Source organism: Streptomyces sp. NPDC002055, from assembly GCF_040296705.1.
Taxonomy (GTDB): domain Bacteria; phylum Actinomycetota; class Actinomycetes; order Streptomycetales; family Streptomycetaceae; genus Streptomyces.
The window spans coordinates 60,258-82,922 of record NZ_JBEOXS010000033.1; the positions used below are offsets into that span (position 1 = coordinate 60,258).

The following is a 22,665-nucleotide window of genomic DNA, read 5'->3' on the forward strand; positions in this document are numbered from 1 at the left end:
CCCTCCCTCTGAGAGAACCTCCTCATGTCCTGCACCGCCAGCCCGATCGCGGAGGACTTCGTGCCCTTCGCCACCGCCGCGCTCGACTTCCACCGCGCGCTCAACCTCCCGAACGGCCCCCTCGTCACCACCCGCGCCGAACTGGACGCCCTGCACTCCCACCTCGTCTCGCTGCACGGGCTGCTCGACGCCCATGCCGTTCGTGTCGGGCAGCTCGTCCCGGCCGAAGGCGACCCGCTCCGCGCCGCCCGCACCCGCATCTGGCAGGCCGCCAACCACATCCACGCCGCCTACCACGCGGCACCCCGGCCGGACTCCGGCGAAGTCCCGGATCGCGAGGCATGCAAGGCCGGCCTGCCCGAAGGGGCGCCGGAGCTGACCATCTGCCAGCGCCACCAGCGCACCGCGCACCTGGTGCGCCGCCGCACCACCCCGGCCGACCTGCACGCGCCGTTCACCGGCCTCGTCCGCCGCTGACCGCCATCCGTTCTGGAGAAACGTTCATGCCCCGCACCCGCGCCAGCGCCTCCCCCCTGTTCGTCCCCCGCAAGGCATCACGCGCTCGGCGGAGGGCCGCCCGCGCCGGTTTCGCCGAAGCCCGCCGCCAGGCCCGCCTCGCCGGAACACCGCCCAAGCACCGCACCGAGGCAACCCTCGCCCCGGAACTGCTGCCGACCTACCCGCAGTCCGGACGCCCCGGCCCCTCCTCGGCACGGGGCGGCAAGCTCCACCTGCCCGCCCACCGGATGACCACCGCCACGGCCTCCGGCGCCTACCCCTTCGTGGCCGAGGGCGGTCTGGGGGCGGACGGGGTCTTCATCGGGCGCGATGTCCACGCGGAGGCCGCGTTCTGCTTCGACCCGTTCTCGCTGTACAGCAGCGGGCGGGTCGAGGGCTTCACGAACCCCAACGCGGTCCTCGCCGGGATCATCGGCATGGGGAAGTCGGCGTTGGCGAAGTCCATCGCCACCAGGTCGATCGCCCACGGCTACCGGATCTACGTCCCTTCCGACCCGAAGGGCGAGTGGACGGCCGTGGCCCAGGCCCTCGGCGGCCACACCATCGCGCTCGGGCCGGGGCTGCCGGGCAGGTTGAACCCCTTGGACGCCCCGGCCCGGCCCGCCTCCGTCAGCGAGGACAACTGGGCAACCGAAGTCCGAAAGCGCCGCCTGCTGCTCCTGGCCGGCCTGGCTCGCACCGTGCTCAAGCGCGATCTCCAGCCGATGGAGCACACCGCCCTGGACCTCGCCCTCGACCTGGTCGTCACCGAAGCGGACGCCAGCAGCACGGTGCCGCTGCTCGGCGACATCGCGCACGCCCTCGGCTCACCCGAACGCCTCGACCGAGCCCTCGGCAACCAGACCGGACACCTGGGGCCAGCCGCTCAGGACCTCGCGCACGCCCTGCGCCGACTGGTGCACGGCGACTTGAGCGGCATGTTCGACGCCCCGAGCACCGTGGCATTCGACCCGACCACGCCGATGCTGTCCATCGACCTCTCCCGCCTCAGCGGCGGTGGCGACGACACGGCCTTGGTGCTGGCGATGACCTGCGCGAGCGCGTGGATGGAGTCCGCCCTCGCCGACCCCGACGGCGGCCGACGCTGGGTGATCTACGACGAAGCCTGGAGGTTGCTGAGGCACATCGGCCTGCTGGAGCGGATGCAGTCACAGTGGAAGCTCAGCCGAGGGCTCGGCATCGCGAATCTCATGATCATCCACCGGCTGTCGGACCTGCTCTCGGCGGGCGACGCCGGCTCGCGCGGCCGAGTCCTGGCCGAGGGCCTCCTGGCCGACTGCTCCACCCGCATCATCTACCGCCAGGAGCCCGACCAGCTCACCGCCGCCGCTTCGCTGCTCGGCCTGACCGGCGTCGAAACCCAGGCCGTGTCCGCCCTGACCAAGGGCCGGGGCCTATGGAAAGTCGCCGGCCGCAGCTTCATCACGCAACACGTCCTGCACCCCGCCGAGCGCAAGCTGTTCGACACCGACGCCCGCATGGCCGCCTAGCCCAACCAGCTTGCACTGAAGGGGAGTTACCTCATGTCGTCCACCGTAGCGCGGGCAGAACACCGAACGCTCGGAGAAGTCCGCACCTCGACCGGCAGTTCGGACATCGGCGGCCGGTCGGCCTGCTGGAACGACCGTCTTGCCGCCGCCCGGCCCGAGGAGTTCGACGAGCTGTTCTCCACGGTGGTCACGGGGGATTTCGGCACGGTGGCCGGGCTGCACCAGATGCTCGAAACCGCCTCGGAATGGTGCCGCGCTCACGGCGCCCGCGGCAGCGCCGCCGAGCTGGCCGTCCTCGCCGGGCGCCTGGCCGACCTCGGCGAGGAGCTGCACCTCGTGAGGGAGGGCATATCCCACGAGATCCGCCCCGGCTCGCATCGAACGGCAGCGGCAGCCCGTGCCTCCCCGGCCGCCTCAGCACGAGGGGCTTGCCTCGGTCCGACCGAGGCACCTGCTCCCCTGCCGTCGCCCCCCGTCCGTTCGCTGCCGCGTTCGCGGTGACGACCGGCACAGAACAAGGAACGATCATGTCCACTTCTCCCACTTCTCCCGCTGAGGACCGGTCCCCGGCGATCACCGATCACCTGGCCTGGCGGCTGCACATCCCGGCGCTGGCCTCGGCCGCTGCCGGCATCGAGCGGGCGTCCGACGCCTGGGACGCAGCATCGGACTCGTCCTGCGACCACGACAACTGGCCCATCGACGAGGAGAGCTACCCGGACGGCATGGCGAAACGCGACGCCGAAGCGTGGGAGCACGTTGAGGTCTTCCTCGCCCACGGCCCCGAGGTCCGGGCCAGTGTCCGCGCCACCGCCAGCGGTGCCGACTACGTCGAGGGGCCGATCAGCGACGACCTCCACCGGCTGCACGGGATCGACACCACTCTGGAACGAGCAGGCCAGCTCCGGCACGAATGGGACCAGATCATGGCGCTCATGGACGCCTCCCTTCCGGGCTCGCGGAAGATCTACGAGAGCCAAGCGGAGCGAATCCGGAATGCCGACGGCTGGCGGTACGCGGACGAGCTGTCCTTCCAGGGTCCGGCGCTGGTTCGAGCTGCCGACTACCTGGCGGGCCGGGCGGATTCCGATCAGCCCTCGCAGACCGACCGTGCGCGGGTGGCCCTGGCTCGATCCGCCGCCGGCAACCGCGGGGCACTACCCGCTTCGCCCTCTGCACCCCCGGCGCCGACTCCGACGGCCCCGGGCCGTTCCCGCTGACGCGCATATCACCGACTTGCGGCGCGGCCAAACCGGCCGATCCCCGGATCCTCATCTCAACGCGGCCGGGTTGCTCTCGGCCTGCCAGCGGCTTCGGCCGCGCTCCTCGCTGCCGCCCTGCCCTCGTTCCTTCTTCGGAGTCCTCCATGTCCCGCACCAGCAGAACCATCCCGGCCCTCGACTGCCCCTCTGTACGAGCCAGCACCGGATGGATCAGCTATGCCCGCCCCCGATCACGATTCGCTTCCCGATGTCGCCTTCGGCCGTCACCCCGACTACGGCATCGTCGCCGCGAACCCGAAGCACCTTGCGGCCAGCGCATGGATGCTGAAGGGGTTCGACTTCCACCCCGTCCCGGATCACCCGAAGCTCTACGCACTGGCCGATCAACAGCGTGATGGACAGGGCCGCGTCACCCGGGCCGTCGAACTACTGCGCAAGGCCGGCTACCAGGTCGACGTGGATCCCGCGTTCGACCCCTCCCTGTCCCCCGAAGCGGCTCCTTCCCGTGACCGGCCCCCGCGCATAGAACCCGACCTCGCTTTCGCCGAGCATCCGCAGCTCGGCATCGTCGCGGCCACCGATGACCGCTCCCGCGCGCTCGGCGGTCGGCTCCTGGAAGAGCACGGCTGGCAGCACGACCAGGCCCTGGACATCTACACGCTGCCCATCACCATCAACCGCAGCGAAGCCCTGGAAAAGGTCGCCAACGCCACGGTATCGATGCACCGATCCGGTCTCCAGATCGCGGCCCAGCCCGCCCTCGCTCAGGATGCAGCAACGCGCCGCCGCCCGACGCCCGCAACGAACGCGAACCACGGGCGCGGCCAAGGCTTCACCGCCCGCGCGTCCCCCATCAGTGCCGCCGCGCTCGCCGCCAGCCCAGCCCGTGCCGGCCTCCCGGGCACAGCTCCGGTTGCCTCTCCCGCCACCTCTGCTGCGGCGGCCCGGCCGGTCGACCCTCGCATCGCGTTCTCCCGCACCCGCTAACCCCCAACTCCCGTAAGGAGAAGTTCCCATGGCCGTTGCTGGTACAGCGGGATGCTCCAAGGTGCGGAATACCCAGTGCCGCGCCGGTCTTGCCCGGTCCCGACAGTGCCCGCCGGTGCGCGCACCCCGGCAACGCGGGCGGTCCCGTCCCGCTCGGTGAAGTCTTGATACGCCCGCTCGGCAGACATGTCAGGGCAGCGGAATAGAGTCGCCGTCCCGGCCACTAGGCCCGGCCATCGAGGGGGAGTCAGCGTGCGCGTGCGCGAGTGGTCCAGGTACACCAAGGATGAGAAGCAGAGGCTCGGGCGGGGCCTTGAAACGGTTCTCAGGGAGGGGGTGCTCCGGATGCGGAGGCGTTTCTCGCCGAGGGCGACGGTGGTGTACTCATTGAGGTTCCTGCCCTGCCATACCAAGGAGACCTGGACCGCTACGGTCGCGCGCCCATCAAGGTCCGGAACTCCTGGGCCGACGAAGCAGTCCGAGTGATCCGGCTTCTCGCCGAGCGGGTCGGCATCGACCTGACGTAACGAGTCGCAATCAAGTGGCTACAAGTGACGGCGAGCACGGCTAGCATCGCCACATGCCAGGGGAAGCGATGCATCAAAAAGGGGCAGACGGCGCAAGGCGGGCGAAGCGATGGCTCGACTCGACCACGCGGGTTACTAAGTCGTGGACGAACGAGGACGAGGTTCTTGCATCTCGCCTTGACTTCAACTGGCCGCATGGCGATCAACAACCGTATTCGTTCGACGTAGGCGGGATTCTCAGCGGCGGAGAATTCGAGGGACATTTTTTCGTCGCGGAGTGCAAAAATTACAAGGATGCCCAAGATCAAGGTTCTCACTACGACGACTGGGTTGCTAAATGCTACCTGACCCGCCGGGACGAACATCGCCTAGCGGACCACTTCATATGGATCACCTGGCACCCTTTTCGGATGGGGAAATGGAAGAGTCTATGTACGCCGACTGCCGTAACTGAGGGCCTACTCCTACCGCGCAATACAGCGAGAGTTTTCGACACCGAAGACATTGACGAGGCCAAGACCCAAATCGATCAAGATCTTGTCGAAGACGTGGCTGGCCGCCTTTGGGTTATCGTGCTCGATAAGAAACAAGAGCAACTGGTTATCACTCCGAAGCACCGCGCGCTCATCGTAGCTCACCAAATCGAGAACGGGGAACTCTGATGAGTGAATACTCTCTCGCCATCTCCAATCTCATGGGAGGCGACCCAGCTGAGAACGTGCAATCTATCAAGCGGGCGGTAATTGACAACATTCGCTCGTCAGACGAAGCAGTCAGGATCGAGTCGACCGAGTATTTCAATCACACCTTCGCACCTGACCTTGTACTCCGATGGGACGGGAGCAAAGAAGAACGTCAGGTGTTCCTCAGAACAAGTACCAATCCCCAGTATCTTAGGGAAGACATCGAGGTCATCTCGGAGCGCAAGCCGATCCTCATGCCGCTCGCGCCGCTGAGAGACCAGGGCAACACCTCGGAGCTGGGACGCGAATCTGCGAACGCCCAAACGCTAGTCGCTGACCCCGCCAGCCTTAATACCTTCTCGGCTGACCGGCGAGAGCGCCCGGTGCTGGGGCTGCTCTCACGCGCCGTGCTACAGGGCGGCAAGGGCCTGGTCGACCAGACCAGGGCGCGGTGTACGAGTGACGCCGTTGGCTTGGGGTTCGCTGGCGCTCAGCGGGCCGAGGTGGACCAGACCCGGGGAGCTGTCGAGGCTGCCGAGTCGCTGCTTGACCCGTCACACGCCGACCAGTTCACCCGGCTACTTCACGCCGTCTGGCTGGGCTCCGGCGCATCTCCTGCGAGCTTCCCAGGCACCACGGACGTTCGCCCAGACCTAGACGCGGAAGGCTTGAAGCTACTCCTTGAAATCGCGGTAGCGGAGGATGAGGAATTCTGGCAGCGCATCGGCTCCGGCGTCTCTCTGGCCCAGTTGTGCGAGATCGAGATGCCAGCCAGCTCTGCCAACCTCCAAAGGCTCGTCCGGGCGAACCTGGACCGCTTCAAGGCGAAAAGCTGCCGCGTCTCCAGTGCTCTCGCTGAGAGTGAGTACGGAAGCGAGCCGCGCTGGTTCACCCACTCGGGCATCCTCGGGTACACGACTAACCGATACCGCGCCCTCTTCTCTGTCGGCGCCATCTCCACCATGGACTTCATGGAAGAGATTGAGGACGGCAGTGTCGATCTGCCCGAACTGCTCGACCGAGCCACCGAGGCCGGATTGGCCATCAGTGAGCTTGCGATCGAGTCTGCGACGGGTGGGCAGATCGAGTACACGGCGCCGCCTCTCGGCCTGAGCACCGAGGTGATTCTCGAAGACCTAAGAAGTGCCCTCGGGCGGAGGTCATCGGTTCGATCGGCGGTCATCTCTCTCGGCCCGACTAGGCACATCAAGTGCGACCTGACCAAGCGCGCTGCGACAGGCCGTACCGTGGCCAAGATTTACCTCTCGGAGTTTATGCAGAGCGCCATCCCGCTCCTCAGGAACCTTCGTCGTAGTGAAATCAGCGAGATCTTTCGTCTCGTCGAAGAACTTCCTGACGCATCACTAAGGCTGCGCGGGGAGATTGACGACGACGCCGCAGAATAGTGGAATAGCCAAGCCCTCGCCACCGAGGCAACCCTGGCCCAGTGAGCGTTTTCAGTGAGGCCATGGCCGATCGCTCACTCCTGCGGTCACCAGGCTGACCGTGATCTGTCCGACCGGGCGGCCGACCGTCGCGCGGGGTTTGCCGAGTGGCTCGCCAAGCAGGCGTGCACCGACTGCTGGCGGGCCTCCAAGGAGGACGACGAGCAGGACAAGGCCGCCTGGCTGAAGGCCAAGCGGTCCGAAGAGCAGTCCGCATCCGAAGCCTGGTCGCAGCGGTACCGGATGCCGCCTCTGGAGGGGACCGAGCGAGCCGTCGCATGGGGTGTGCGCTGTCGCCGTCAGGTCCTGGCCGGCGCCTACACCACCCTGGTCCTCGAAGGCGCGGCCAGTGAGACGGAGTGGGAGGAGATCAAGGAGGCCGCTCGCACCGTCACCCGCGCCGGGTGGTGGATCGATCAGCGCTCCTCCGAGCCCGACGACCTCACCGAGCTGCTCCAGGCCGCCACCGAGGCCGACCGGCCGACCGAGACCCCCCCCCCCGCTTCTGACCGCCCGGCGTCCCGCTGCGGCGGGGCACCGGCTCCACCCTCCACGCCCGCGACCTGGATACCCGATGCCCAAGTACCCCCTGCACTGCGAAGTCCGGCGCACCGAAAGCACCACGGATCTCCTCAGCCGCCTCCACCGGACCGATCCGGGCTTCGCTCCCTACCTGCTCACCGCGTGGTCCCCGGAGCTGACCGCCCAGGAGACCGTCGCCCTTCCTGACCTGGCATCGGATCTCGACGAGCCGATCGCCCTACGGAAACCGCGGACCGGCCACGCCGCCGGCCGACGCCTGACCTGGCACTGCTCCATCCGCAACAACACCGACGTGGAACTCGACGACGATGACTGGTTCGAGCTGACGCGCGAGGTCCTCGACGCCACGGGCATCGAGCCGGACGCCGACCCGGCGGCCTGCCGGTGGGTGGCCCTGCGCAACCAGGCCGACGGGCTCGACATCGTCGCCACCGTCATACGGCAGGACGGCCGCTGGGCCCGGTTGCACTACGACGCTCACTTCGCCCGCGCCGCCTGCGCGAGCTTCACCTGCGACCACGGCCTGGACGCCCCGGGATGAGTGGCGGCATCTACCAGCGATCTCCGGCCGGGCCAAATCGCGGATTCTGCAGATCCTCTTCCCCACGGCCCGGTCCCCCGGGTTCTGTTCGCCCTCCCTTGTCCTCTCCGCGAGATGGGCCACTGGCTCACCGATCCATACCCGAACTCCACGCCCAGGAGATCAACGTGCCTGTCCCTCCGATTATCATCACCCACGAGTTCAGCGGCAGCGTCGTGGCAAAGGGTGCTACCGACGATCTCTCCGCCAGCCTCCTCAAGCACGCCGGCTTCCAGCAGATCTCGGACTGGCACGGCCGGCGCCATCGCCTTCCCACCACCACCCCGGACGCCGACAAGGTCGCCATCGCCACCCACGCGGCCGAAATGCTCCGTGCCGCCCGGTACCACGTCACTCTCCCGTCCTCCCTGGACGCGGCGCGGTTGAGCCCCCCGGCGCCTGTCCTCGGGCCCTATACCGCGGGGGCGGAACTCCTGCGGATCACGGACCGGATCAGGGCGGCCGAGAACGGGGCCGACCTTCAGCGGGCGGTCGACCGTCTTCTTCACCCCGAGCACGGTGTCCTGGAGCGCGTGCGGGAGGCGCTGGAGGTGACGGGCGAGCAGATCGAGCAGATCTACGACCTCGACGATGAGGCATACGACCTCGCTTGTCGCTTCGACTACGCCTCCGAGTACGTCAGGGGCGCACAATCCGAACTCGTCGGCTCCGAGGCCCAGCTGCGTCGGGTAGGCACCGCGTCCCAGGACCTGACCGAGGCGCGGACGCGGTCCTCGGAGCTGCCCGATCATCAGGGCGCCGCTCTGGCCACGTCGCCTGCAGCGGCCAAGGCCAAGGTCTCCTCGACGCCCGGCTCCGAAACAGCGCAGTACAACGCGACCGGACACTCGCCGCGCTTCTCGGGCCCCCGGCGGTGACCCAGGTCATCTTCGTCAACGTCAGCCGTCGGCCTGCCGCGTGGCCGTTCACGTCAATCAACGAGGAGGAAGCGTGCCCGAGTACTACTCCAGCATCGGCGAGGCCGTCGACTCCGCGATGCAGCACAACATCCGGCTCGCCGACCGCAGCGTGGCACCCAGCTCCGACAAGCGGTTGCAGGTGCGGCATCTGCCCAGTGCGTCCTCCGACCCGTACTCCGTCCGCGGGATGATCGCCCGCCTTACCGAGGACGCCACACCCAACGAAGTGGCCGGGATCATCGAGGAGGTCAACGGCGCGCTGGTCGGGGCTTTGCCTGAGCTGACCGAACTCGTCGCCGCTGCCGCCGACTGGACCCGCGTCCGTCTGACGTTCGACGACCCTCACCACAACCCGACTTTCGAGACCTGGACCCGGCTGGCCGCCGCCTACGGCATGCTCCGGGACGTTCAGGAGCAGTTGGAGGTCGCGGTGGACGGGGTCGCCGCGTGTCCTGCCGAGCGCACCGACCCCAGGCACCACGAGAGAGTCAACGTCCTGCGGACGAGGGAGATGCTCGACGATGTCCTCGGTGCCGAAGCGATCCCCGCACCGTCGTCCGTTCGCAGTCCCGAAGCGGACCGGCAGCGGGCCGCCCGTTCGTCCTCACCGCATGCCGGTCCAACGCTGTCGACCGGCAGCCCGCCGGCCGCCGGGCCGCCTCCGCCCGCGTCGCGCCCCGCCAGCCGACCTCGCTGAACGTTTCCTTCGAGCCCCAGGAGTAGACCCATGAACGGTACGAGAGCCGAGCGCGCCCCGCCCCCGCCCGCTCACTTTCAGGAACCACGCTCATGCCCGCACCGCGTACCAGCGCGCCCTCGACCACCACCGGGTCGGACGCGCTCCTCTATCTCCTCTTCGCCATACTCGGCCTCGCGTTCACCTTCGGCTCGCTCGCCTGGCTGACCGCCAACATCATCAACTCCGCTGTTGGCAGCGGCCCTTGGACCCCGTTTGCGGTCACCGATGCGCTGCTTCGTCCCGAGGCTCTGTGGCCGCATCTGGGCCCGACGGCCCTGCTGGTCGGCGCGCGGATCGTCCCCGGCCTGCTGTCCGTCTGCCTCGCCGTCCTCGGCCTGGTGCTGTGGGTGCGGGTGCGCGGTGGCGCGCAGAAGGGCCTCGCGGGGAAGTCTGACCTCGCCCCGCTGCTGGACAAGCAGATCACCGCCAAGGCCCGGAGCCTGCGGCCGTCCCTGAGCGGCCGGGAGTGTAAAAGAGGTCGCCCCTGCTGACCGAGGCGTCCTGCTGGGCACCCTCTCCCGGGGGCGGGCCGAGGTCCGCGCGTCCTGGGAGGACGTGATCGTCGCGATCATGGCTCCGCGCAGCGGCAAGACCTCCACCCTGGCTATCCCCGCGATCCTCGCAGCGCCCGGCCCGGTCCTGCTCACCAGCAACAAGGCGGCCAACGATGCCTTCACCGCGACGGTGGACGCTCGCGCCGAGGTAGGCACGATCTGGACCCTCGACCCCCAGCAGATCGCCCACCACCCGCGCGAGATGTGGTGGGACATCCTGGCCGACGCCCGCGACCTGGCCGGGGCAAAACGGCTGGCCGGACACTTCGCCACGGCGAGCGTGGACGAGTCGAACGGCACCGACTTCTGGTCCACCGCCGCGAGCAACACGTTGGGCGCGTTGTTCCTGGCTGCTGCCAGCCACCGGCGGCCGATCACCGACGTCTCGGCCTGGCTCGCCTCGCCCGCGGACCGCACCCCGGTGGACCTGCTCACCGAAGCCGGCCACGAAGCGGTCGCCGCCCAGCTCCAGGGAACCGTCTCCGGCGCGACCGAGACCCGCGACGGCATCTTCGAGACCGCGCGGCAGTACGCGAGCTGCCTGCTCGACCCGGAGGTCGTTGCCTGGGTCACCCCCAGCCCGGACCTTCCCGAGTTCAAGCCCGCTCGCTTCGCCACCTCCCGCGACACGCTGTACCTGCTCAGCAAGGACGGCGGCGGCAGCGCAAGCGCGATCATCGCCGCTGCGGCCGACGCCGTGATGCGCGCCGCGGTGATCGTCGCCGAGCGCTCCGGCGGACGGCTCGACCCGCCCGCCCTGTGCGTACTCGACGAGGCCGCCAACGTCTGCCGAATCTCCGATCTACCCGACCTCTACAGCCACTTGGGCTCCCGGGGCGTGATCCCGATGACGATCCTGCAGTCCTACCGTCAGGGGCAGCGGTGCTGGGGCGATGCCGGGATGGACGCGCTCTGGTCCGCCGCCACCATCAAGATCGTCGGATCTGGCGTGGATGATGCCGACTTCGCCGACCGCATCAGCAGGCAGGGCGGTGATCACGAGGTCCAGACCACCTCGGTGTCGATGAGCGGGGGCGGCAAGTCCACGACGGTGAGCATGCGTACCGAGCGGATTCTGCCGCCCGATGTGATCCGTGCCCTCCCCAAGGGCAAGGCGCTGCTCCTGGCCACCGGCATCCGAGTTGCCATGCTCGACCTGAAGCCCTGGTACAAGGAGCGCTTCGCCAAGGTGATCGGTCCGGCCTCGGTCCGCGCGACGAAGGCCATCACCGAGCGGGCCCAGGCCAAGACCCGTGACGACTTCGGGCAGGCGGCATGAGCGTCCTCGCGTCCGGTCCCCTCCCGTCCTCGGTGCCCTCCGGACCTCTCGGGCAGTCACCAGCCGTCCGGCGCGATGGCTGGTGGTGGCTGGTCGCCGAGTCCGGCTCCGTCGCCGTTACGGATCCGGTGTTCACCGGCCAGCTGAACCGCTTTGCCACCGCGATGGCGGCGGCCGACCAGGCTGTCGCTGGCCGCCCCGTCCAACAGGACCAGCCTCCGGCCCGTCCCGATGGGAGGCGGCGATGAGCCCGCTGCTGGAAGCCGAACAGGCGGTGCTCGGCGCGGTACTGCTCGACCCCAGCCAGCTTCGACAGCTCGGCTGGCTCACCCCGGAGCATTTCCACCGCCCCGTCCACCGAGCCCTGTTCGCCGCGGTGCGCAAGCTCCATGCCGACCGCCACCCGACGTCGGCGGCCGAGAACGCTGTGCCGCTGTCGTGGGTGACCGATGCGGTAGCGGAGGCGGGCCGACACGTCCGAGGGCTGACCGCGTCGCACGCCCACACCCTGATCTCCGCCTGTCCACGCCCCGCACATGCCCCGGTGTACGGGCGGATGGTGCTGGAGGGCGCGATCCACCGCAGCGTCACCGCGCACGCGATCCGCCTGCATCAGGCTGCCCGCGCGGACGCCCTGCAGCGAGAGGTCGAGGGAGCGCTGCGCTGCGCGGACGTGCTGCGCGACGTGCTCACCGATCTCGCGCGACGGTGGGGCACCGAACCACGCCCAGTAGACCCTGGTACCCCGCCGGCCTCCAGTCCGGCCGCGGCTCCGCCGCCCGGTTGGGCAAAGGGCGCCGAGGAGGAGCAGATCCTTCTCGGCGTCCTGGCCGAGCGGCCGAAGGGCATGGACGAGGTGGTGGGCTGGCTGCGGCCGGACGACTTCGCCGACCCCGCCCGCGGGGAGGTCTACCGGTGCCTCGGTGCACTGCATCACCGGGGCGAGCCCATCGATCGGATCACCCTGCTCTGGGAGGCCCAGCGACGCGGCCTGCTGGCCGACGGCACGCTGTCGCCCGGCCAGATCGCCGCCATCTGCGACGGCGTGGGTCCTGGCAGCGCCGAATGGCTCGGCGAGCAGGTGGTGCGCTCCTCCGTCACCCGCACCGCGGCAGCCTCCGCGCGTGCCATCCGGGCTCTGGCGGAGGATGAGGCTCTGGCCCCCGGGCGGCTCATCAATCACGCCCTGTACACGCTCGCTCCACTCGACGAAGTGCGCACCCGCTGGCAGGCCGCGAACGGCCGCCCCGCTCCAACCTCCCCGGCTCCTTCGCCGAACGGGCCCCCTTCTGCGCAGGTGCACGCCGCCCTCGCCCGCAGCGCACCGCGCCCGGTCTCGTCCTCCTCGGCCCCGCCTGGCGCTGCCCCCAGCCCGGCCGCCGTGCGACCGCCCTCTCGCGGACACGGCTAAACCCCTTCGCCCGCCCTTCGCTCGTCCTCCTCCTTGGGATTCACCGTGAACAACACGCCTCTGGCCGATGCCCGCGCCCTGCGCGCCACCGCATCCGCCTTCGATGCCCAGCGCGACAAACTGCCGGTACCCGGACCTCCCCGCCGTGCGCCGGACAGCGTCGTTGTGGCCAGGCAGATCTCCGAACTCGGAGAAATGATGACCGACTTGGGCCACGAGGTCCTCTTCCGTGCCGTCAGCCAGGACCGGGATGCCCACACTGCGCGGGTCATCGCCAGCTTCGCCGCCGCTGTCGGGCCTGTCGGTGAGGCGGCGTCCGCTCTCGGGTCAGTGGCCAATCAGCTCTCCCTCCTGGACCAGACCGAGCACCTCCGCGACCGGCCCGACGTCCGGGAGGCGCGAGAAGTGGCCGCACTGGTGATAGGGAACGCGCTCGGCATGGCGGACAGGGCCCTGCGCGACGCTGCCGACGCCCTTCACGCCGCGTCGGCGACGGTTGCGCCGCCCTCCATGTGGTTTCAGGCCGCCCGCAGCCGGTCCACAACCGCAGCTCCCTCTCCCACCCCGGCCCTGCCCCCGGCAGCGGCCACTCCCCCGGACCGGATCACTCGGAGCCGGTGACATGGAAACCACCATCGCGCGCCCTCCTCTGATCGGCTCGCTCTGCTCGGGGTACGGCGGACTGGACCTCGGGGTGCAGTCCGCCCTCGGGGCACGCTGGCCTGGCACGCCGAGGTCAATCCGGACGCCTCGCGCATCCTGGCCCGGCACTGGCCCCGGGTGCCCAACCTGGGCGACATCACGACGGTCGGCTGGTCCGCCGTCCCCCGGGTGTGCGTCCTGACGGCGGGCTTCCCCTGTCAAAGACGTCTCGGTCGCCGGCCGACGGGCCGGACTCAACTCCCAGACCCGTTCAGGGCTGTGGCTGCACGTCGCCCGTGCGGTCGAAGCCCTCCGCCCCTGCCTCGTGGTGATTCGAAAATGTGCGCGGCCTCCTCACCTCCCCCGCCGGCTCCCCTGGCGACGTGGAACCCTGTCCGTGGTGTCTGGGAGACACCCCAGGTCAGCCTCCTTTGCGGGCACTCGGTGCCGTACTCGGCTCCCGGGCCGACCTCCGGTACGACGCACGGTGGCTCGTGCTTCGCGCCTCCGACGTCGGGGCCCCGCACCGCCGCGAACGGACCTTCCTCGCCGCCTGGCCCGCCGAGCACCCTGCTCAAGACGCCGACCAGCAACCTCGCGAAGAACGGCGGCTCACAGCACCCCGCCAAGAGGAAGAGCGGGGGCCACGGCCCGAACCTGGCCGACGAGGTCGAGTGGCTCCTGCCGACGCCGAAAGCGTCGGACGGGATCAAGGGGTCACCCAACCAGCGCCACGGAAATGGGGACTTGACCCTGCCGAGCGCGGCTGCATCACTGCGGGCCAGCGACACGGGCACTCCGGGCCGCCGCCCCGGCAAGGGGTAGCGGCCTCCCTTGCCGACGATGGTCCTGCCGCTCTGGGCGGACTCGGCTCCGGGAGCCGCGCAGACCGATGGGGCGCATACGCAGCCGCCATCGCCCGATGGGAGACGCTCACCCGTCCCGCGCCCGAGCCCACCGACGCGGGCGGTCGGCTCCGTGCCGACTTCATCGAGTGGATGCAGGGCCTCGATGACGGCTGGGTCACCGCCACCCCCGGGCTCGGACGACCGGCTCAGCTCACCGCGCTCGGCAACGGTGTCGTCCCCCAACAGGCTTCACATTCCGTGCAGTTGCTGGCACCTCCCTTCCCGCGGCGCCCGCGCTGCACGGCCGTGTAGCGCCCCACTACCGGACTTTTCCGGCCGGGCCAAACCACGAATTCTCCGCATCCTCTGGGGCATGTCGCCGTCTCACAGATGGAGCAAGCCCCGATGTCCGACACCAGCCCGACCACCCCCGGCCCCGAACCGTTCCGCGTCCACGACGAAGACCTCGACGACCTCGCCAGCACCCTCGCCAAGACCATGGCCGAGGTCAGGCAGCACGGCGTCATCCTCGACCGCCTCGGCTCCGAGCCCGATCCCATACCCGCGGCCAGCCCGCCCACGGACGGCGCTCCGGAAGCCGAGGCAGCGGACGACGAGCAGGCAGACGGCCCAACCTCGGTGTTCATCATCGCCTTGGGCGGCAAGGCATACGCTGCCGAACTCGCCGCCCTCACCGACTGGGTGACCCACCTCTTCCTCCCGGTGTACGGCCGGGAGATCAGCACGAGCCGTCCGTGGTGCGCGCAGTGGCACGAGCACCCCGAGGCCGTCGCCCGGCTCCACGCACTCTGGCTGGCCTGGCAGCAGTTCACTGATGCGGAGGCCGGCCTGTCCGGTCCTTCGACCTGGCACCGCGACCACCTGGACCAGGCCCTGGTGCACCTGCGCGCACCCGACGGGCCCTTCGCGGCGTGCACGACGAGCCCCACCCGCCCCAACCATCGCGTGCTGGCCACCCCGGCACCCGAGCAGGCGGAGGTGGCGGCGTGAACGACGCCTTCGGCTTCGACCTCGCCGAACTCACCCCCGCCGATGGCGCCTCCGAGGAGGCGATGGAGACGGTCCGGGCCGGTGACCTGAGGGTGCTCGCGCAGCACCACACCACTCCCAACGGCCCCCACAGCTTCGTCCTCGCCCACGGCTGGTCAGCCGTCTGGGGAACACCCGGCGAGCCGGAGCTGGTCGCGATCGCGGTCGCGCGGGATCTCAGCCGGTCCACGTTCACGTTCGAGACGAGCCGCCACGCCACGGTGTCCTTCGCGCAGAACTGGCTGGTCGAACGGGGCTGCCCGCCCGCGCGCATCACACTGGCCGGCGACAACCGCCTGAAGCCCGATGACGACCTCACGCTTCAGGTCGAACAGCGGATCCGGCAGTCGGGCAGTCGCCTCGATGTCCTCGACACCTACACCTTCAACCCGTGGGAGACGTGGACGCTGACCCGCGACTCCTGTGCCACAAAGGCGCCGATCCGGGTCTTCCACGAAGAGTGGGACTGCGACGCCGGCACGTACACGATGCGCGAGGGCGCCTTCGCCGATGTCAGTGCCGCCCGTACCTGGCTGGACGAGCGCAGCGGCCCGCTGCCCGAACCACCGGAGTACACCGATCACGACGGCGCCGTCGTCCGGGCCCGCGCCGCCCGCATCGCCCTCGCCCGGTCGGCCGGTGCCTCCGCGACGCCGAGCGCCGGCCTCGACGCGCCCCGCACGGCCCCGGCGGGACCGGTCCAGCCTCCGGTACAGGGGAGGCCGTTGTGAGCCGCGCCCGCTTCGCCTTCGCTGCGCACCCCGACGCCATCGCCGACCTGCGAGAACTTCCTGACGAGATACGTGACTTGGCGCTGCTGGAGTTGCAGAACCTGGTCCACGGCAGTGACGACTGTCTGCCGCTGAAGGGCCGTCTCGCCGGCTTCCACAAGGTCTACGTCGACCCCACCGTGTCCTACCGGATGGTCATCCAGTTCCGCGCGGCTCCGCCGACCTCGGACCACAAGCGCGAGGTCTATCTCGTTGCCGCCGGAAGCCGGCAGGACTACGCGGTCTACCGCTCGGCCCACCTCCGCACCGGCCAGCAGCAGGACACCGAGACGGTCTCCGCCACCGAGGCTCGGGTGCAGGCCGCCCGATCCCGCTCTTCCCTCACGGCCGACCGGTCGACGAATACCCCAGTAACTCCTCCAGAAGCAGCCCGGCCCACGGCCGCTGCCCCCCGAAAGGCCGCCCAGCGATGACCGCCGAACGTACCCCTCTGCCCCGTACCGAACTGGCGGACCTTCTCACCGACGCCGCGCAGAGCGTCTCCGCAATCCTCACCGCCGAGTACCCGACGGCCGCCAACCGCTCCTACCTGCACCCCGTACTGGGTGCGCTGTCCGCCGGGCCCAAGGTGGCCTGCGAACTCGCCGACCAGCTCGAAGGGTTGATCGAGCCACGTCCCGCTACACCGGTGGGCCTGTTCACCCTGGCCTCCTACGCCGCCGCCCTGGGATGGCTTGCCGAGTCCCTCGCCGAGCTCACCGCCACGGTCGGCCAGATCTGCACACGCGCGGGCATCCCCACCGAGCCCCAGGACCCGGACACCGCCGCACCCGGCGGTGCCGCGCAGGACGGCGAGTTCGACTTCGCCTTCAGCGCGCTGGAGGTAGCGGCGATCCGCACCGCCGCCGAGGCCGCCGGCCTCACGCCGGGCGACTACGTCGAGGTGCTCTCCGAGTCGCTGCTCGCAGCCTCCCGGATCACCGACGCCTGCATGGAGATCTCCAGCGGCCTGCTCGAAGACGCCGCGTACATCCGCGGCGCGGCATCCGAGCACGTCTGGATCGGCGACGGCCCGGACAACCTGCCCACCCTGGTCCGCTCCCTGCTCGCCCGGGTGGAGGCGGCCGGGTGAACCCCAAGGGGCCCGGCGCCATCCAGACCTAACCCGCTTTCCCCATATCGGAGTTCACCCCATGCCCACCCTCAAGCACCCCTCGGCCCGCTCCATCGGTTCGGTCGATGCTCAGCGCGTCGAGGACGCGCTGGCCCTGATAGCTCCGAAGTGGACGACCTGGACAGCGCAGACCCTGGCGCAGCAGGGCCATCCCATGCGTGTGCGCGAGGTCGCCGCCAGGCTCCCGTTCATCGGCGAGCAGCTCGTCGGCAAGCGGCTGGCGCAGATGCAGGCTGACGGGCTGGTTGTCCGGACCGGCAGCCGCTTCGGTGCTCCGTACCAGCTCAGCGAGTTCGGGGAGTCGTTGCCCCCGGTGCACCGTGCGCTGTCCGACTGGTCCCAGAGCACCTTGTCGCTCGGCAAGGTCGCTGGTGCCGAGCGCGTCGAGGACGCCGTTCGGCGTCTGAGCCGTCGGCACACGACCTCGGTGATCCAGGTCCTCGACACGGGCCCGACGCGGTTCGTCGACCTCGCCGAGGAGGCCGGACTGGACACCAACGCGACCAGGTACCGGCTTCACCAGATGCAGCGCGACGGGCTGGTTGTCCAGACCGACAGCCGCTTCGGCGCCCCGTACACCCTGACTGATGCCGGGCGTGCGCTGGGCCCCGTCTACGCGGCCGTCTCGCACTGGAGCAACCCCGCTGTCGCGCGGAGGGACTCGTCGGCTCCGGTGCCCGTCGCGACGGCGGCGCGGTCGCCCGCCAGCATTCCACTGGGGTCGGACGGCGGCCGGACCGCGGCGGCCCTGCGCCGGAGCGCTGCCGCGCCGAGCGACCTCTTCAGCCACGCCCCGCAGCCCCAGCCGCGAGTGCCGGCGGCCGTGACCGCCCAATCAGCCCCGGGTCGGGGTCGGTGACCGTCATGACGCCGAGAGCCCGCTGCTTCTCCTCGTTGGCATGGCGCCCGCGTGCAGTGCAGCCGTTCGTTCTGCTGCGCACGCGGGCGCGTTCTCCCACCCCACGCCCCGGAGCTTCGACATGCACACCCCTGATGACCCGCGCCTCTACGAGGAGGTGCTGGTCAGTCCGATGTACCTGGCCGGTTCCAACGGGACCGGCGACGCCGGCTTCGCCCCGGTCGCCCACTGGCCGCACCACTACCTCGACGATGGGCCGTGTCAGCTCCTCGTCACCTCGCCCGACCAGCGGATCAGGGTCGGATGGTTCGGTGATGACTTCGAGCTGTGGAGGATCAGCGCGGCCACGGAGGCCGCCTCAGCAACGCGCTGGACGGCCACCTTCAACCACGTCACCCCGGCCGAGATCGTTGCCGGCCTCACCACCGCCCTGGCCCACGACTACGCCGAGGCCGACGTCTACGACAGCAATGGACGCTTCCTGGCGAACCCATCGATCTACTGGGCAGACGCCGTTCGACCGCTGACCGACGCCGGCTGGAAGCGCGGCGCCCCCATCAAGCCCGGCACGGTCGAGATCGTCGCCCCCAACGGCCAGGCCGGCGCCGTAATCGACAACCGCAGCTACGGCCCGGATGACGAGACCGTCACCCTGTGGGCCGGTCCACCGGGCTGGGGCACGCGCGCGGAAGCGGTGTTCACCACCCGTACCCCGTCCCATCTGATCGCCGCGACCGCGGCCGTCATGGCGAATTCGGCCCCGGTGATCCGTGAACGGCACCAGATCAATCGACGGATGGAGCACCTGGTCACGCTGACCCCGGCCGCCCCGGCCGCGCCGACCGCCGAGCCCTCGGTCTCCCGCGCTCCGACCCCGCTCGACGTGCGGCGCACCGCAGTCACCCAGGCCGTCCGCCGCGCCGCACGCGCCCCGCAGACTGCCGCCGAACTCCGCGTCATGGCCGCCCGCAGTCGCACCGCGACTTCGACACGGTCCGGGGCACGCAGCCCCGTGCCCACAGCCGTGCCACTGCTCAGCCCGTCGGCTCCGCGCCGCAGCCGCTGACTCCCGCCCCGGACCCTCCGGGACCTCGCCCGACCGAATAGCACCTTCGAATGCCGGGAGTTCCGCCATGCCCGACGCCGCCGCACTCGACCAGGCCACCGCCTTGATCGAGAAAGCCTGGGGCCGTCCGATCGACGCTCTGGAGTCCCTCGCGGTCCGCCGCCCCGGTGACGACCCGCTCCTGCGCGCGGCCCTGGTCATCACCGACACCGCGATCGCTGTCCGCCAGGACCGGCTGCACGCCCTGACACAGCCCGGTCACGTGCCGGCCTTCTACGAAGAAGACCAGATCACCGGAGCGGCGGTCGACCTCCGCATTGCCCAGAACGGAGAGCCGTGCGTATCTGCAGGCGATCAAGCGCGTGATCGAGGCCCGTGAAGCCGACGCGACCGCGGACCGGGCCCCGGCAGTCCGGCTGGCCCAGGCCGCTGTCGCCCGCTCCGGGCGCTCCCCATCCGCCCTGGGCCAGCCGCCCGAACAGCCCGCTCCTTCGGCCGCTGTCGGCCCGTCGGCGGCCGGACGGGGGCCGCACTGCTGAGCGGTCCGGTCAGGCGAGGTCCTCGTCGCGGTGGGCATCCCCGATGCGGGAGTCCACCGCGCGGGCCAGCTCCTCCACCGTCAACTCGACGCGACGCCCCTCCGCGATCCGGTCCTCCACCACCGCGTCCTCGTCCCGCCGTCCGTCGGACTGCGTACCGACGGCCCACTGGCCGTCGTCGACTATCGCGATGTCGCCCACCGTCCAAGGCCGCCCGGCGGCAAGGATCTTGCGTTCCAGTCCGGCTCCGTCCCGGTGTCTGCTCGGCTCCGTCACTCCGCCCCCCTGCAGTTCGGTGCGGCCCGTTGCCGCAACCCGGTTAGGACAACCGCGTCCACCGATCTATTCCCGGGCCCCCGGCCATCTGCTGACGGCCGCCAGTTCGCCCACGGCAGACGCCACTTCCCGGGAACGGACTACGCACTTCGGCACACCGCATGTCAACGTACGGGTGTTGGGAAAAGCCCCAGGTCAACGAAGGGACCGTCCAACCGTGAACGCCTCCACCACCCTCCTTCCCGCCGTCGTCCGCCCCGCCGTGGAGGACCCCCACTGGCTCTCCTCCGACCACTGCGCCAGCCCGGTCCTCGACCTCCTCGACACCCTCGGCTGGACAGTCGTCGACACCCCGGAGGCCAACGTCCACGCGATGAGCCCCGACGGCCGTGTCTACGTCGGCTGGCTCCCCGAGGACCCCACCGCCTGGACGCGCGGCATCGTCTGGCAGATCCGGGTACAGCCCACCGACGGCGACGCGTGGGTGCAGGAGTTCGGCTTTCACACCCCCGCGGAAGGCGTCGCCGGATTCATCACCGCCCTCGTCGCTCATTCCTCCCGCTGAACCACTGGGCGGGCCAGTGACGGCCCGCCCAGTTCACCGGCATTTGTTCGGCCCGACCTCGTCGGACCGGCCCATCTCACGCTCTTGACCGAAAGGGCACGCACCGCACATGACCATCTACTCCGACGACCTGGTCCAGATCACGAACTGGATCGGCGGCCTGAGCGCCAGCGCGTTCGGCGCCTATGACGCTGTCACTGGATCCGGCACGGTGTGGCAGGGCCTCACCATGGCCTACTGCGGGGTGGCGTTGGCGTACACCACGGGCAGCTTCCAGGACTACCTGCGTCGCCGCGATACCCGGGTCGTCACCCACCTTGCGGGCAAACCCGGCTCGTCTCTCCCCCAGATCTGCGCCGATACCGGCATGCACAAGGACCGGGTCGGCAGCTCGCTTCAACGCCTCATCGCAGATGGCCTGGTGCTCTCGGAGAGCGGTCGTTCCTACCGACTCACCCACTGACTCCGGGAGACTTCCGACCGTGCGCATGCTCCTGGCCACCCGCCCCGGCTACCGCCGCAAGTGCGCCTACGCCCGACGCTGCACCTGCTTCTACCTCCCCGGTCAGTACGGCCGCCGCGCCAAGACCCTCCGCCGCCGTGCCGCCCGTCATGCCGAACGACGCCAGTGGCAGCGCGACCTCTTGGCCGGGCACACCCGGTAGTCGTCGACCCGGCCGACCGGTCGCCCCACCCCACCCACGAGGAGCTTCACCATGCTCTTCCGTGCCCCGCTCACCAACCACCACGCCGACCGCAGTCTCTGCCCGGCGGACCATAAGCACACCAGCTCCGGCAAGCCGCTCCACCCCGACTGCCCCGGTCGCGAATACACGCAGGCCATCTGCTCGTGCGGCGACTGGGAGATGAAGCAATCCGGCAAGGGCTACGTCAACGAGAGCCGCAAGAGGCACCTCGCCACCCACACCGAGGGACCGAAGGCCGTCCGCGACCTGCTGCGCCTCAACCGTTCCTGACCTCCCCGGCCCCGCCGTCCCACACCACACTCGGAGATCCCCATGCCCCTTCACCTGACCGTCGGCCACCTGCTCCGCCAGTTCCAGGACCTCGACCCCAGCCTTCCGATTCGCCTCGCCATCAACCCGGACTTTCCCTTCGCCCACTACGTGGGGACCGAGGTGGTCGTCCGGGACGGCAAGGCGTTCATCACCGAGGACGGCCAGGAGGACTACCTCCCGACCGCGGTCAGCGACGCCCTCGCCTGGGCCTGACCCCACAGCTCCGGAGGCTCCTATCTCGTCTCGATCCCGCCCGCCCCACGTCCTTCCACTGCACGGCCTCGCCGTGCGCCCCATGCCGAACGGGGTACGCGGCGCGCTGGTCCAGCGCGTCTCCGCCCTCCCCGACGGACCACTCGACGTCACCTGGCTCGCCGCCGAAACCCCGAGAATCGCCCTCGGCCGCATCCACCTGCGCTGGGAACCAGCGCCCCTCGCCGGGTGGGACGTCACCGCCCACCTGGGCCTGGCCACCACCGAGGTGCATCTCGCCTCCTGGCCTGCCGCCCCTGACGACTGGCCGCGCCTGGTCCGCCCGACCCTCCACGAGGTGCTCGGCCTGAGCGCCGCCCTCGCGGTCGCGACCGCCGCCCTCGACCTCTCCAATCGCCTCGCCCAGGTCTGACCGAAACCGCAGAAGGCCGCCCCGCGCCGATCAGGCAGGGGCGGCCTTGCCGTACACCCGGCCGCGTTTCGTACGCTCATCCCCGACGAACGAGGAGGACACGATGGCCGACGACCAGCAGCTCTGGGGGTACCCGGAGGTCGCCGCCCACCTGGGCATCAGCGTCAGCGCCGCCCGCAACCGCAAGAGCCGAGGCAGCCTGCCCGCGCCCGACGACACCACCGTGCCGGACAGGCCCCGTTGGAGGCCGGCCACGTTCCAGGGCTGGAAGCCGGTCGGCCGGGGGTTCCGCAGTGACCTGCATAGCGAGTCGGCTTCCCCTGGCTGACCGTCGCCTTCCGGACAAGGCGATCCTGCCCGGCCGTCCACGG

At 70.1% G+C, this 22,665-nt stretch carries 27 protein-coding genes and 1 pseudogene; 27 read left to right on the forward strand and 1 reads right to left on the reverse strand.

Annotated features, from left to right (window positions below; translation table 11 throughout):
• Positions 1-24: 24 nt before the first annotated feature.
• From ABT112_RS21290 to ABT112_RS21385, 20 genes and pseudogenes are all read left to right on the forward strand, one after another.
• Positions 25-477, forward strand: a complete 453-nt coding sequence (locus tag ABT112_RS21290) for a DUF6238 family protein (protein ID WP_351511818.1) — start codon at positions 25-27, stop codon at positions 475-477.
• Positions 478-503: 26 nt separating this feature from the next.
• Positions 504-2,009, forward strand: a complete 1,506-nt coding sequence (locus ABT112_RS21295) for a putative type IV secretion/conjugal transfer ATPase (RefSeq protein ID WP_351511820.1) — start codon at positions 504-506, stop codon at positions 2,007-2,009.
• Between the two features lie 33 nt (positions 2,010-2,042).
• Positions 2,043-2,510, forward strand: a complete 468-nt coding sequence (locus ABT112_RS21300; RefSeq protein WP_351511822.1) for a hypothetical protein — start codon at positions 2,043-2,045, stop codon at positions 2,508-2,510.
• Between the two features lie 26 nt (positions 2,511-2,536).
• A complete protein-coding gene (locus ABT112_RS21305; protein ID WP_351511824.1) occupies positions 2,537-3,229 on the forward strand; it encodes a hypothetical protein in 693 nt (230 codons plus the stop codon).
• A 219-nt stretch (positions 3,230-3,448) separates the two neighbouring features.
• Positions 3,449-4,219 (forward strand): hypothetical protein, encoded by a 771-nt coding sequence (locus tag ABT112_RS21310; RefSeq protein ID WP_351511826.1) that lies wholly within the window; start codon positions 3,449-3,451, stop codon positions 4,217-4,219.
• A gap of 580 nt (positions 4,220-4,799) precedes the next feature.
• The gene (locus ABT112_RS21315) at positions 4,800-5,408 is read left to right on the forward strand and encodes a hypothetical protein (protein WP_351511828.1); all 609 of its coding nucleotides are present in this window, start codon (positions 4,800-4,802) and stop codon (positions 5,406-5,408) included.
• Positions 5,408-6,835, forward strand: coding sequence for a hypothetical protein (locus ABT112_RS21320; protein ID WP_351511830.1), 1,428 nt, complete (start codon positions 5,408-5,410; stop codon positions 6,833-6,835). Before ABT112_RS21315 ends, ABT112_RS21320 begins: the two co-directional genes overlap by 1 nt.
• Before the next feature lie 613 nt (positions 6,836-7,448).
• A complete protein-coding gene (locus ABT112_RS21325; RefSeq protein ID WP_351511832.1) occupies positions 7,449-7,958 on the forward strand; it encodes a hypothetical protein in 510 nt (169 codons plus the stop codon).
• A gap of 167 nt (positions 7,959-8,125) precedes the next feature.
• On the forward strand, positions 8,126-8,875 hold the full coding sequence (locus tag ABT112_RS21330) for a hypothetical protein (protein ID WP_351511834.1): 750 nt from the start codon (positions 8,126-8,128) through the stop codon (positions 8,873-8,875).
• 73 nt (positions 8,876-8,948) lie between these two features.
• Entirely contained in the window at positions 8,949-9,614 is a 666-nt protein-coding gene (locus tag ABT112_RS21335) for a hypothetical protein (protein ID WP_351511836.1), read from the forward strand.
• Positions 9,615-9,706: 92 nt separating this feature from the next.
• Positions 9,707-11,489: pseudogene (locus ABT112_RS21340) on the forward strand (type IV secretory system conjugative DNA transfer family protein).
• Between the two features lie 244 nt (positions 11,490-11,733).
• Complete coding sequence (locus ABT112_RS21345; protein ID WP_351511837.1) at positions 11,734-12,900, forward strand: DnaB-like helicase N-terminal domain-containing protein; 1,167 nt, start codon at positions 11,734-11,736, stop codon at positions 12,898-12,900.
• A 45-nt stretch (positions 12,901-12,945) separates the two neighbouring features.
• On the forward strand, positions 12,946-13,521 hold the full coding sequence (locus ABT112_RS21350; RefSeq protein ID WP_351511839.1) for a hypothetical protein: 576 nt from the start codon (positions 12,946-12,948) through the stop codon (positions 13,519-13,521).
• Between the two features lie 1,274 nt (positions 13,522-14,795).
• Positions 14,796-15,401 carry a DUF4913 domain-containing protein gene (locus tag ABT112_RS21355; protein ID WP_351511841.1) on the forward strand — a complete coding sequence of 202 codons (606 nt, stop codon included), beginning with the start codon at positions 14,796-14,798 and terminating at the stop codon, positions 15,399-15,401.
• Positions 15,398-16,171, forward strand: coding sequence for a glycosyl hydrolase (locus ABT112_RS21360; RefSeq protein WP_351511843.1), 774 nt, complete (start codon positions 15,398-15,400; stop codon positions 16,169-16,171). Before ABT112_RS21355 ends, ABT112_RS21360 begins: the two co-directional genes overlap by 4 nt.
• The gene (locus ABT112_RS21365) at positions 16,168-16,644 is read left to right on the forward strand and encodes a hypothetical protein (protein WP_351511844.1); all 477 of its coding nucleotides are present in this window, start codon (positions 16,168-16,170) and stop codon (positions 16,642-16,644) included. Before ABT112_RS21360 ends, ABT112_RS21365 begins: the two co-directional genes overlap by 4 nt.
• Positions 16,641-17,303, forward strand: coding sequence for a hypothetical protein (locus ABT112_RS21370; protein ID WP_351511846.1), 663 nt, complete (start codon positions 16,641-16,643; stop codon positions 17,301-17,303). Before ABT112_RS21365 ends, ABT112_RS21370 begins: the two co-directional genes overlap by 4 nt.
• Before the next feature lie 61 nt (positions 17,304-17,364).
• Complete coding sequence (locus ABT112_RS21375) at positions 17,365-18,204, forward strand: winged helix-turn-helix transcriptional regulator (RefSeq protein ID WP_351511848.1); 840 nt, start codon at positions 17,365-17,367, stop codon at positions 18,202-18,204.
• A gap of 121 nt (positions 18,205-18,325) precedes the next feature.
• Positions 18,326-19,270, forward strand: coding sequence for an SPDY domain-containing protein (locus ABT112_RS21380; protein WP_351511850.1), 945 nt, complete (start codon positions 18,326-18,328; stop codon positions 19,268-19,270).
• 67 nt (positions 19,271-19,337) lie between these two features.
• Positions 19,338-19,649, forward strand: a complete 312-nt coding sequence (locus ABT112_RS21385; RefSeq protein ID WP_351511852.1) for a hypothetical protein — start codon at positions 19,338-19,340, stop codon at positions 19,647-19,649.
• Between the two features lie 169 nt (positions 19,650-19,818).
• On the opposite strand, the gene ABT112_RS21390 is transcribed toward ABT112_RS21385, so the two are convergent.
• The gene (locus tag ABT112_RS21390; protein WP_351511854.1) at positions 19,819-20,085 is read right to left on the reverse strand and encodes a hypothetical protein; all 267 of its coding nucleotides are present in this window, start codon (positions 20,083-20,085) and stop codon (positions 19,819-19,821) included.
• A 217-nt stretch (positions 20,086-20,302) separates the two neighbouring features.
• Between ABT112_RS21390 and ABT112_RS21395 the strand changes: the two genes are divergently transcribed.
• From ABT112_RS21395 to ABT112_RS21425, 7 genes are all read left to right on the forward strand, one after another.
• Positions 20,303-20,650, forward strand: a complete 348-nt coding sequence (locus ABT112_RS21395; RefSeq protein ID WP_351511856.1) for an SPDY domain-containing protein — start codon at positions 20,303-20,305, stop codon at positions 20,648-20,650.
• A gap of 109 nt (positions 20,651-20,759) precedes the next feature.
• Positions 20,760-21,113: a MarR family transcriptional regulator gene (locus tag ABT112_RS21400; RefSeq protein ID WP_351511858.1), complete on the forward strand. Its 354-nt coding sequence runs from the start codon at positions 20,760-20,762 to the stop codon at positions 21,111-21,113.
• Between the two features lie 19 nt (positions 21,114-21,132).
• Positions 21,133-21,315: a hypothetical protein gene (locus ABT112_RS21405; protein WP_351511859.1), complete on the forward strand. Its 183-nt coding sequence runs from the start codon at positions 21,133-21,135 to the stop codon at positions 21,313-21,315.
• 51 nt (positions 21,316-21,366) lie between these two features.
• Positions 21,367-21,627, forward strand: coding sequence for a hypothetical protein (locus ABT112_RS21410; protein WP_351511861.1), 261 nt, complete (start codon positions 21,367-21,369; stop codon positions 21,625-21,627).
• A gap of 42 nt (positions 21,628-21,669) precedes the next feature.
• Positions 21,670-21,882: a hypothetical protein gene (locus tag ABT112_RS21415; protein WP_351511863.1), complete on the forward strand. Its 213-nt coding sequence runs from the start codon at positions 21,670-21,672 to the stop codon at positions 21,880-21,882.
• Between the two features lie 82 nt (positions 21,883-21,964).
• A complete protein-coding gene (locus ABT112_RS21420) occupies positions 21,965-22,294 on the forward strand; it encodes an esterase (RefSeq protein ID WP_351511865.1) in 330 nt (109 codons plus the stop codon).
• Between the two features lie 103 nt (positions 22,295-22,397).
• Complete coding sequence (locus ABT112_RS21425) at positions 22,398-22,622, forward strand: MarR family transcriptional regulator (RefSeq protein ID WP_351511866.1); 225 nt, start codon at positions 22,398-22,400, stop codon at positions 22,620-22,622.
• Positions 22,623-22,665: the final 43 nt, after the last annotated feature.

Coding starts and splice junctions, on each gene's coding strand:
- ABT112_RS21420 (WP_351511865.1), top strand. CDS start 21,965: ATGCCGAACGGGGTACGCGGCGCGCTGGTCCAGCGCGTCTCCGCCCTC.
- ABT112_RS21370 (WP_351511846.1), top strand. CDS start 16,641: ATGACCGCCGAACGTACCCCTCTGCCCCGTACCGAACTGGCGGACCTT.
- ABT112_RS21305 (WP_351511824.1), top strand. CDS start 2,537: ATGTCCACTTCTCCCACTTCTCCCGCTGAGGACCGGTCCCCGGCGATC.
- ABT112_RS21400 (WP_351511858.1), top strand. CDS start 20,760: ATGACCATCTACTCCGACGACCTGGTCCAGATCACGAACTGGATCGGC.
- ABT112_RS21410 (WP_351511861.1), top strand. CDS start 21,367: ATGCTCTTCCGTGCCCCGCTCACCAACCACCACGCCGACCGCAGTCTC.
- ABT112_RS21300 (WP_351511822.1), top strand. CDS start 2,043: ATGTCGTCCACCGTAGCGCGGGCAGAACACCGAACGCTCGGAGAAGTC.
- ABT112_RS21385 (WP_351511852.1), top strand. CDS start 19,338: ATGCCCGACGCCGCCGCACTCGACCAGGCCACCGCCTTGATCGAGAAA.
- ABT112_RS21290 (WP_351511818.1), top strand. CDS start 25: ATGTCCTGCACCGCCAGCCCGATCGCGGAGGACTTCGTGCCCTTCGCC.
- ABT112_RS21355 (WP_351511841.1), top strand. CDS start 14,796: ATGTCCGACACCAGCCCGACCACCCCCGGCCCCGAACCGTTCCGCGTC.
- ABT112_RS21380 (WP_351511850.1), top strand. CDS start 18,326: ATGCACACCCCTGATGACCCGCGCCTCTACGAGGAGGTGCTGGTCAGT.
- ABT112_RS21320 (WP_351511830.1), top strand. CDS start 5,408: ATGAGTGAATACTCTCTCGCCATCTCCAATCTCATGGGAGGCGACCCA.
- ABT112_RS21325 (WP_351511832.1), top strand. CDS start 7,449: ATGCCCAAGTACCCCCTGCACTGCGAAGTCCGGCGCACCGAAAGCACC.
- ABT112_RS21375 (WP_351511848.1), top strand. CDS start 17,365: ATGCCCACCCTCAAGCACCCCTCGGCCCGCTCCATCGGTTCGGTCGAT.
- ABT112_RS21415 (WP_351511863.1), top strand. CDS start 21,670: ATGCCCCTTCACCTGACCGTCGGCCACCTGCTCCGCCAGTTCCAGGAC.
- ABT112_RS21345 (WP_351511837.1), top strand. CDS start 11,734: ATGAGCCCGCTGCTGGAAGCCGAACAGGCGGTGCTCGGCGCGGTACTG.
- ABT112_RS21310 (WP_351511826.1), top strand. CDS start 3,449: ATGCCCGCCCCCGATCACGATTCGCTTCCCGATGTCGCCTTCGGCCGT.
- ABT112_RS21295 (WP_351511820.1), top strand. CDS start 504: ATGCCCCGCACCCGCGCCAGCGCCTCCCCCCTGTTCGTCCCCCGCAAG.
- ABT112_RS21315 (WP_351511828.1), top strand. CDS start 4,800: ATGCCAGGGGAAGCGATGCATCAAAAAGGGGCAGACGGCGCAAGGCGG.
- ABT112_RS21425 (WP_351511866.1), top strand. CDS start 22,398: ATGGCCGACGACCAGCAGCTCTGGGGGTACCCGGAGGTCGCCGCCCAC.